General features: G+C 60.6%; 11 protein-coding genes. 6 read left to right on the plus strand and 5 right to left on the minus strand.

Annotated features, from left to right (window positions below; all coding sequences use genetic code 11):
* The first annotated feature begins 70 nt into the window (after nt 1-70).
* Both ACWHTU_RS18650 and ACWHTU_RS18655 read left to right on the plus strand, forming a co-directional pair.
* A complete protein-coding gene (locus ACWHTU_RS18650) occupies nt 71-412 on the plus strand; it encodes a P-II family nitrogen regulator (RefSeq protein WP_447860910.1) in 342 nt (113 codons plus the stop codon).
* Nucleotides 413-509: 97 nt separating this feature from the next.
* Complete coding sequence (locus tag ACWHTU_RS18655) at nt 510-779, plus strand: hypothetical protein (protein WP_447860911.1); 270 nt, start codon at nt 510-512, stop codon at nt 777-779.
* A gap of 19 nt (nt 780-798) precedes the next feature.
* Here the strand turns inward: ACWHTU_RS18655 and ACWHTU_RS18660 are convergent, their stop codons facing one another.
* The 5 genes from ACWHTU_RS18660 to ACWHTU_RS18680 all read right to left on the minus strand — a co-directional run bounded on the left by ACWHTU_RS18660 (nt 799) and on the right by ACWHTU_RS18680 (nt 5,151).
* The gene (locus ACWHTU_RS18660) at nt 799-1,842 is read right to left on the minus strand and encodes a tetratricopeptide repeat protein (RefSeq protein WP_447860912.1); all 1,044 of its coding nucleotides are present in this window, start codon (nt 1,840-1,842) and stop codon (nt 799-801) included.
* Nucleotides 1,839-2,336, minus strand: a complete 498-nt coding sequence (locus tag ACWHTU_RS18665; protein ID WP_447860913.1) for a DUF2231 domain-containing protein — start codon at nt 2,334-2,336, stop codon at nt 1,839-1,841. The genes ACWHTU_RS18660 and ACWHTU_RS18665 overlap by 4 nt, the downstream gene beginning before the upstream one ends.
* A 13-nt stretch (nt 2,337-2,349) precedes the next feature.
* The gene (locus ACWHTU_RS18670; RefSeq protein ID WP_447860914.1) at nt 2,350-3,858 is read right to left on the minus strand and encodes an FAD-dependent thymidylate synthase; all 1,509 of its coding nucleotides are present in this window, start codon (nt 3,856-3,858) and stop codon (nt 2,350-2,352) included.
* A gap of 84 nt (nt 3,859-3,942) precedes the next feature.
* Nucleotides 3,943-5,019 (minus strand): YeiH family protein, encoded by a 1,077-nt coding sequence (locus ACWHTU_RS18675; protein WP_447860915.1) that lies wholly within the window; start codon nt 5,017-5,019, stop codon nt 3,943-3,945.
* Between the two features lie 6 nt (nt 5,020-5,025).
* The gene (locus tag ACWHTU_RS18680; protein ID WP_447860916.1) at nt 5,026-5,151 is read right to left on the minus strand and encodes a hypothetical protein; all 126 of its coding nucleotides are present in this window, start codon (nt 5,149-5,151) and stop codon (nt 5,026-5,028) included.
* Between the two features lie 135 nt (nt 5,152-5,286).
* On the opposite strand from ACWHTU_RS18680, the gene hisS reads away from it, so the two are divergent.
* The 4 genes from hisS (at nt 5,287) to ACWHTU_RS18700 (ending at nt 7,635) form a co-directional block, all read left to right on the plus strand.
* Complete coding sequence (hisS, locus tag ACWHTU_RS18685; protein ID WP_447860917.1) at nt 5,287-6,564, plus strand: histidine--tRNA ligase; 1,278 nt, start codon at nt 5,287-5,289, stop codon at nt 6,562-6,564.
* Between the two features lie 99 nt (nt 6,565-6,663).
* Nucleotides 6,664-6,984, plus strand: a complete 321-nt coding sequence (locus ACWHTU_RS18690) for a DsrE family protein (protein WP_447860918.1) — start codon at nt 6,664-6,666, stop codon at nt 6,982-6,984.
* Nucleotides 6,985-7,005: 21 nt separating this feature from the next.
* On the plus strand, nt 7,006-7,353 hold the full coding sequence (locus tag ACWHTU_RS18695; RefSeq protein ID WP_447860919.1) for a DsrE family protein: 348 nt from the start codon (nt 7,006-7,008) through the stop codon (nt 7,351-7,353).
* A gap of 105 nt (nt 7,354-7,458) precedes the next feature.
* Nucleotides 7,459-7,635, plus strand: a complete 177-nt coding sequence (locus tag ACWHTU_RS18700) for a hypothetical protein (RefSeq protein WP_447860920.1) — start codon at nt 7,459-7,461, stop codon at nt 7,633-7,635.
* The last annotated feature ends 314 nt before the right edge of the window (nt 7,636-7,949 follow it).

Genomic DNA, 7,949 nt, shown 5'->3' on the forward strand with positions numbered 1-7,949 from the left:
ACACCGGGACCCATCGCATCTTTAAAGGATGCCAGGTGCGGCCTGCACCGGACAGGAAAGGAGCCAACGCATGAGCGCCCTGACGTTGCATCCCATGAAGGAGATTCGTGTCATCGTCGCCGGAGAACACCGGGCGTTCGTCACCGACTTGTTGGACCGGGTAAACGCCACCGGATACACGATCATCGGTAATGTGTCGGGGAAAGGCCATCATGGATTCCGCGAAGCGCACTTCATGTTCAGCGAGCAGGAAAGCCTGGTGATGATCATGACCGTCGTCCCGGAAGAGAAGGTTGAGCCGATTCTGGCCGGACTGCGCCCGTTGTTCGAACGGCACTCCGGCGTGATGTTCGTCGCGAACGTGGCCGTCAGCCGGCGGGAATATTTCGGCAAGACGGACGGCGGGAGCTGAACGCTGGAGGATGAGGAGTTCCCTGTTCGCCCTTGTCTTTGCTCGACGGGTTTGTCTACAATGACCGCCTCATCGGCCGATGGAAGGGAGACCCCGCGTGAAGGGTTTGCGATTCGAGCGAATCGGCAGAGACCGATACTACAACGTCGTCTTTCACATTGGCTCGACCTATGTACCGGTAAGCGACGAGACGGTCGAAGAACTCAAGGCGCACAGCTTGTTGCCGGCCGAGCGGTTTCTCGACCTGCTGCTCGACAAGGTCGGCTATTCGTCCTACCTCAAAGATCAGATCCGCGCCGAACTGAAAAGCGCCGGCGACCCCGTCACCCAAATCACGGTGCTCCAAGGAACGATCCGGGAGCTGTAGGCGCCACGCGCGGCGTGCGTCACGTATCCCACGCCCCGCCTTCTTTGAAGATCTGGTTCATGATCTCGTTTTTCTTCTGGGGATCCCGCTCGTACTTGAGCGCCTTGGTGTAGTTGTCGATGGCGGTCTGCACCTTCCCGCGACAGGCATACACCTTCGCCACGCCCAGGTAGGCGCGCGCATTCTCAGGATCGGCTTTCAAGGCCCGGTTGAAGGCGTCCATGGCGTCCTCCAGATGCCCCTTTTCAAACAACAGCCAACCGATTTCGACGCGCGCGGGCGCGAAATCGGGATTCGCCTGGACCGCCGCCTCATATTCTTTCAGCGCCAAATCTTTCCGACCCCGACTTTCGTACAAGCCGCCCAGTGCATAGCGCACCTCCGCGTCTTGGGGGTTCAGGCGAACCGCCTCCTTGTATTCCAGCAACGCCGCCTCCGTCTTGCCCTGCTCCAGCAGGGCGCAAGCGAGATTCGCATGGGCGATCGGGTCGTTCGGATTCAGCCGGATCACTTCGCGGTACTGGGGAATCGCCATCTCGAGCCGGCCCTGTTCCTGATAGGCCACCCCTAGGTTGGTCCGGGCCGGGATGTAGGTCGGGTCCAGCTTGACGGCCTCACGGTATTCCTTGATCGCCAGTTCAAGCCGGTCCGCACGCTCATGGATCTGGGCGAGGAAATAATGCGGATAAGCGGAAAGCGGATCGAGTCTAATGGCCTCCTTGTAACACTCCACCGACTGCTCGGATTTCCCGGATTGAGCCAGGAACAATCCCATGACCAAGTGGACGGTGGCCTTGTCCGGATGCCGGGCACGCAAGTCCTCCATCCAGGCGCGGATCACCTCGATGTCCTCGCCCTCCTTCAACGCTTGGGCGTGAGTCTTCCAGGCCTCCGCGAATCGTCCTTTGATGAGATGCACGACATTCAGCGCGAAGTACGGCCGCGGCTCGCGTCGGTCCTCCGGCACCGCCTGTGCCCACGCCGTCGCTTCCCCGAGCGCCGCGTCCCAGTCGCCCCGCAGGATGGCCTCTTCGATCCGAACCGCGTAGTCCGACCCGCTCAATGGTGCCTCTTGTCCTTATGATGTCTGCCTTGTGGTGCCGGTTCCGGGAGGTCGATCCCGACGAAATGGCGGTAGACCAATTCGCCTCCGTACCACCCCTGCACCCCGGTCAGCGTCGCACCGAGCACATTGACGATCACCGGCAGCGCGACGGTGCCGGAAGCCGGGAGGTCGCCTCCGTTGCGCACCGCCAGATTCAACCCTTGGATCACCAGCAAGCCAACCCCGAAGATGAAATGCGACAGGGCCGGATGCCGGGCGGCCGCTGTTCGCTCGCGGATGATCGCCAGAAAATCGGGAAATCCGGTGGCGGCGGCGCCCAGGTGCGTCACTACCCCGAACACCAGCGCCCAGTAGGCGGCGCGAAACCAGAAGGCGTCGCGGAGGAGAAGATACAGGACATCGCACACCAACGCCGCGGAGTACAGCCCGATGGGAAATCCCACTGCCATGGCATGAATCGGATGCCCGCGAAACTGCAACCGGCTTTTCATGGACCATCACCCCTTATCGGGTGAGCGTGTCCTCCACGTCCGGCGGCGTCGCCTGGACCAGATCGCCCAGCATCGGATAGCGCTCGGCGAGCTTTCGTTTCATCGACCAGGCGACGGTCCGGTATGACCAGTGTCCTTTCACGCCCGACCGGAGCTTGGCGATGTACTCCGCCTCCGCGAAGTCCATCTTGAACAGGCAACGGACCCGGAAGCCAAAGGGAATCGCGTAGAGCGCGGCTTCCTGGCTGGTTTCGCGCAACCGCTCGATGTCCGCTTTCACGGCGTCCATGGCATCCCGATAGTCCCGTTCGAGCCCGGCTTGGACGAGCGCCGGCGGGATGTCGTATCCGTGGACGGTCGTGAAGTTCTGCTGGACCTGCTGGCAACGCCGGTGTCGGTGCAGGTCCCGCCAGCCGCCGATGTCCATGAGGATGTCGAAGACGAACGCATACCCGCTACGGAACTCCTTGACCAATTCGTCGTAGGGCCCGCGCTTCCGCAGTGCGACTTCGATTGTGTCTCGCTTTTGCTTCTCAGTCCACTCGCGCACGACGGCAAGAATGTGTCGATACGGCGCCTGCGTTACGCGATAGAGCAGCGTGGCGACGAGTTCGTCGAGCGGGTGATGGGGCTCGATGAGGTCCACCGGGTCGTCCTGCTTTCTCAGCCTGTTGGGCGCCCGCACCGAATCCGGTTGATCGAGTCCCGTCCCCTTCAGCACTTCGCGCGCGTGCCGCGCCAGATCCCGGTACACTTCGGCCTGATAGGCGCTCGCCTTGGCATGCCTGGCCAGCGTCGGCGCCAGCGGCTCGGCCGGCCCGGCCGCCTGCCCCGCCAGTTCGTTCCAAAGATTGACGGGGGGGCGGAGGCAGGCTTCTTTCAGTTCTTCCCCGATGGCCCGCAGTTCCGGTAACGGGGAGGAGAGCAGGCGTGTCATCTGCTTTTCAAGCGTCCTGATGCTCACCACCTGCCCGACATTGGTGCAGGCGGCGAGTGGCAGGAGGTAGCGCGTCACGTCGAACGCACGGGCCGCGATCGTCCGTTGGTATTGCGCCGGCGTCATAGATTCCGGCCGCGGCTCGCGTTCGGACAGGAATCGGGTCAGCGGCTCATGCAATGTGCGGTACACGTTGGCTAGGCTGCGGAGAATGCCCTGATAGATCCCTTCCGTTTCTGTGCCGCGGATGGAGTCCGGCACGTACCAGGTGCTGGAGGCGAAGTTCTGGTAGCGGCTGGATTTCGCCTGACCGTCCCACAACGGTTCGTCCTCCAGTCGGATCGCCGCCAACTCCGAGATGTGCTCGAAACAGACGATGACATGCCCCAAATCGGCGATCGAGGCGTGCCCGTAATCGAAGTAGAACTGTTCCCAGAACCTCTCGGACGAGTGGGCGTGGACCCACCGGATGCTGTCCTCAATCGAATCCGGCGAGCGGCTGTAGCGGGCCAACGCGTACGCGGATTTCTCCGGCGGCATGGGCGCAACGGCGATGACCCTACGTTGTGACCCGACAGTGGTCATGCCTCTCCTCCTCCGGCGTAATCGGTCATCGGCGATCCCTTCTTCTCCACCATCGCGTCTTGATCACCGATCAATGACCTCCGGTTACCAGGCGCTCCCAAACAATGCCCATGCCGCGCCCAGTGCGAACGCGGTGTTGGCCACCGTCGCCAGAAAATAGACCGCCACCGGACGCCAGCCCACCTCGGCAAACTCCGCGAAAGACAACTCCAAACCGATGCAGACAAAGGCCGCAGTCAGAAACCAGTTCCGCAACGGGACGATCGCGTGTTTGACGTGCTCCGGCTCAAGGAGCCCGACGGTGGCGAACGCCGAAGCGGTCATGAAGCCCAGGACGAATTTCGGAAACCGGGTCCAGATCTCGCGCGGACTGGGCCGCTGGTCCGGCCGGCGTTCGATGACAACAACCCAATACAACGCCAACAAGAACGCGGCGAACCCAATGAGGGCGTTCTGGGATAGCTTCACGACCGAGGCGACCTTCATGGCGGTTTCACTGTGGATTGCGCCGGCCCCGACCACGGCGGCGGTTGTATCGATGTTGCCACCGATCCACGCGCCAGCCACCTCGGCGGAGAGATCCAATGCTTTCGCCGCGTAGGGCTGGAGCAGCATGAGCGGCAGCGCGAATATGATCACCAGCGTGGCCACATAGGCCAAGTGCTCTTTCTTCGCCAACACCGCGCCCGCGGCGGCGATGGCGGCGGAAACTCCGCAAATCGAGACGGAGGCGGCCATCAGCGCGCGCAACTTGGCATCGAGCCGAAACCACGCGGCCAAGCGCCAGGTCAAGAAGAACACCGCCGTGACGACCAACACTGCTTGGATCAGACCCTTGGCTCCGATACGCAGGACGTCTGCCAAGTTGATCGTGGCGCCCATCAGGACAAGTCCCGTCTTCAGGAAAAATTCCGTTCCTATCACGGTGCTGACGTGCGTACGCACCCCGGCGGCGCTGATCGCCAGATTGGCTGCCAGTCCCAGTGTGACGGCCCACACAGGATATTCTAACAACTCCCGACCGAGCCACGCCTTGCTCGTCTGAGCCAGCCGATTGGCGATCACCGCCAGCAGGATGACAAACAGAAACGAAAGCGCCGCGGCAAGGCGCCGGGTCCTTGTTTCGGTCCGGCCCGCCACTCTCGGATCTTCCTTCGACATCGACGATCACCAGGGGACATGCGTGATCAGCCCTGCCCCGACCATGGCCGCCAATCCCAACCCGATGATGACTGCGAGCCAGTCTTCACTCATTTCCGCCGCAAGCCGAACGAGACGCCAGATCGCGATCATCCCGTTCGGTGCGCCGCACTATAAACGCCTGGAGGCTGTCGCTGCAAGGAGGCAGCGCAGGTGAGGAGGCGCGTTGACTTGCTGCGAATGCCGCCGCTATAGTGCGCCTCGCACACGCGAACGACCGCAGCCGCCGTGATTCGAGGCATTAAAGGCGTCAAAGATATCCTGCCCGACGAGACGGCCCGCTGGCAGTTTGTCGAACAGCATGCCCGCCAGACGGCCGGCCTCTATGGCTATCGGGAGATCCGCATCCCGATTTTCGAAATGACGGACCTCTTCGCCCGGAGCATTGGGGCGACGACCGATATCGTCGAGAAAGAGATGTACACCTTTCAGGACCGCGACGGCGCTTCTCTGACCCTGCGCCCCGAAGGAACTGCCGGAGCGGTCCGAGCGTATATCGAGCACAATCTGGCGGCCGACCCTCTTCCCCAAAAGCTGTATTACCTGGGTCCGATGTTCCGGCATGAGCGCCCGCAAGCCGGACGGCTCCGCCAGTTTCACCAGTTCGGTGTGGAGTTCTTCGGTACGGCGGATCCGCGCGCCGACGTCGAAGTGATCGCGCTGCTGTGGCGATTCCTCTCCGGGCTCGGCCTTCCCGATCTGGCGTTGGAGATGAACAGCTTGGGACTGGCTGAGGACAGACCGGCCTTTAAGGCCGTGCTCCTCCGGTTCCTCAAGGAGCGCGAATCCCGGCTCTGCTCGAACTGCCGGCGGCGCATGGAGACGAACCCCCTGCGCGTCCTCGACTGCAAAGTGCCCGAGTGCCGCGCGGCGACCGAGGATGCCCCGAGGCTGACGGACCACCTGTCGCCGGAGGCCCGCCGTCACTTCGACAAGGTGCTCGGCGGCCTGTCGCTGATCGGCGTCCCCTATCGGCTCAATCCCCGACTCGTCCGCGGACTCGATTACTACACGCTGACGGCCTTTGAGGTCACCTCCTCGCAGCTTGGCGCGCAAAACGCCGTTGGGGCGGGAGGTCGCTATGACGGGTTGGTGGAGGCGCTCGGCGGCCCGAAGACTCCAGCGATTGGGTTCGCCGTCGGTTTGGAGCGGGTCACGCTGATGCTCCCGCAAGGCAATACGCCTTCCGTTCAGCGGTCTGTGTACGTCGCCGCCTTCGGCGAGCGCGGATCTTCTGCTGGCCTGACCCTGGTCGAAGAACTGCGAGCCCTCGGGGTTTCGGCCAACACCGACTACAGAGCGACCTCGCTAAAAGCTCACCTGCGGCAGGCCGATCGGCTCCGCTCGATCTATGCTGTCATTGTCGGCGATGAGGAAGTTTCCAAAGACTTCCTCGTCGTCCGCGATATGGATACGAAACAGCAGGAGAACCTCCCTCTCAAGGGTGCGGCACAGTCAATCGCATTGCGGTATCGCTCCGACGGAGAACGTGCTTTTTCCCGTTGACTTTTTTGTCTGGAATCCGTAATCTGCGAAAGATAGTTTTTTTATTTATAAGTTATTGATTTATTGTGTTTTTATAAGTCTATCCCCTCTTGGATTCTTATGCAGAGAAAGAAACTCGGAATCTTACTCTCGACACCCCAATCGCATCCCAGTGTGGAGACGGTCGCCACCCTGTCTTCTGAAGCGCTGGCACAGCAGATCGATGTCTACCTCTACCTCATCGACGAGGGAGTGAAGAACGTGCGTGATCCGCGCTTGACCGAATTGGCGCATCGTGGTGTCAAACTGTTTGCATGCGCATACGGCTGCCAACGGCACGGCGTATCGACCGAAGGGCTCGATCCCGCCATATCTCTGTGCGGACTCGTCGTCCTCTCGAACATGGTAGCCGGTTGCGATCGATTTCTTGCGTTTACCTGACCCTTAGACGCTCGGCTCGCGATGCCTTACCATGTTGCCGTCGTCATCCGCGCGAATCCCACAAAGACGCACCGTGCGGTTGAGGCGCTTCGCATTGCTCTCGGTTTGAGCGCTGGCGAGCATACCGTGACCGTCTTCCTTCTAGATCAAGCTCCTGCGCTCCTCACGGAGGACCTCGAACATGTCATTGACGCCGACATTCTCGAAAAATATTTACCTTCTCTCGAGCAATTAGGTACCCCGTTTGTGGTCGTCGAGGGGACGCTGTCCCAGTTCCGCATAACCCCCGGTTTTAACGTTCGTGAAGAGCAACTCTTTAGGATTGCCGAACTGATTGCGTCGAGCGATCGGGCGCTGGTGTTCTCCTGAGGAAAACAGCTGTTGCGGAAGGTCCTTTATCTCGTCAGGCGAACGTCGGTCGAGGACGTCGCGGACCTGATTCTCTCTCCTGCCGCTGTAGAGCGGGAGGTGGAGGTGACGATTGTTCTGCTCGAGGGAGCGGAGAATTTTCCTTTTCGGGCGCATCGGGTTCTGAGGCTGGCCTCTGTAGAAGAAGCGACCGGGGTAAATTTCTGCTCGAAAGTGCCGGTGATTTCGCACACGGCTTTGGTCGGCGAGATATTTGCGTCAGACAAGGTAGTGGTTCTGTGAAGAGTGCTGCTTTCTTCCTCCGTGATGTGATCGCTACACGGGAGAGAAACCGTAAGAGGGGGATTAGGAGTAAGCTGTGTGAATAGGGTGTATTTGTTTAACTATCTGAAAAAGCAGATGTTTTTTATGTTTAATAAGGTGGATGGGCCTGGGGAAAACCTCGTGGAAGAGATGTCCGGAATTAGGAGGAGAATGGTGAGATCGAAGCGTGAAAAAGGGTATGGAATATGCTGAGTACTCAAAGAAACTGACTGCGGATTCCCTTGTTATCCACAATTGTGAATAAGGTTGTGTATAGCTTCGAGGTCGGAAAG

The sequence above is a fragment of the Nitrospira calida genome (genome assembly GCF_976986435.1).

Coding starts and splice junctions, on each gene's coding strand:
- ACWHTU_RS18650 (WP_447860910.1), top strand. CDS start 71: ATGAGCGCCCTGACGTTGCATCCCATGAAGGAGATTCGTGTCATCGTC.
- ACWHTU_RS18670 (WP_447860914.1), bottom strand. CDS start 3,858: ATGACCACTGTCGGGTCACAACGTAGGGTCATCGCCGTTGCGCCCATG.
- ACWHTU_RS18695 (WP_447860919.1), top strand. CDS start 7,006: ATGCCTTACCATGTTGCCGTCGTCATCCGCGCGAATCCCACAAAGACG.
- ACWHTU_RS18675 (WP_447860915.1), bottom strand. CDS start 5,019: ATGTCGAAGGAAGATCCGAGAGTGGCGGGCCGGACCGAAACAAGGACC.
- ACWHTU_RS18690 (WP_447860918.1), top strand. CDS start 6,664: ATGCAGAGAAAGAAACTCGGAATCTTACTCTCGACACCCCAATCGCAT.
- ACWHTU_RS18665 (WP_447860913.1), bottom strand. CDS start 2,336: ATGAAAAGCCGGTTGCAGTTTCGCGGGCATCCGATTCATGCCATGGCA.
- ACWHTU_RS18680 (WP_447860916.1), bottom strand. CDS start 5,151: ATGATCGCGATCTGGCGTCTCGTTCGGCTTGCGGCGGAAATGAGTGAA.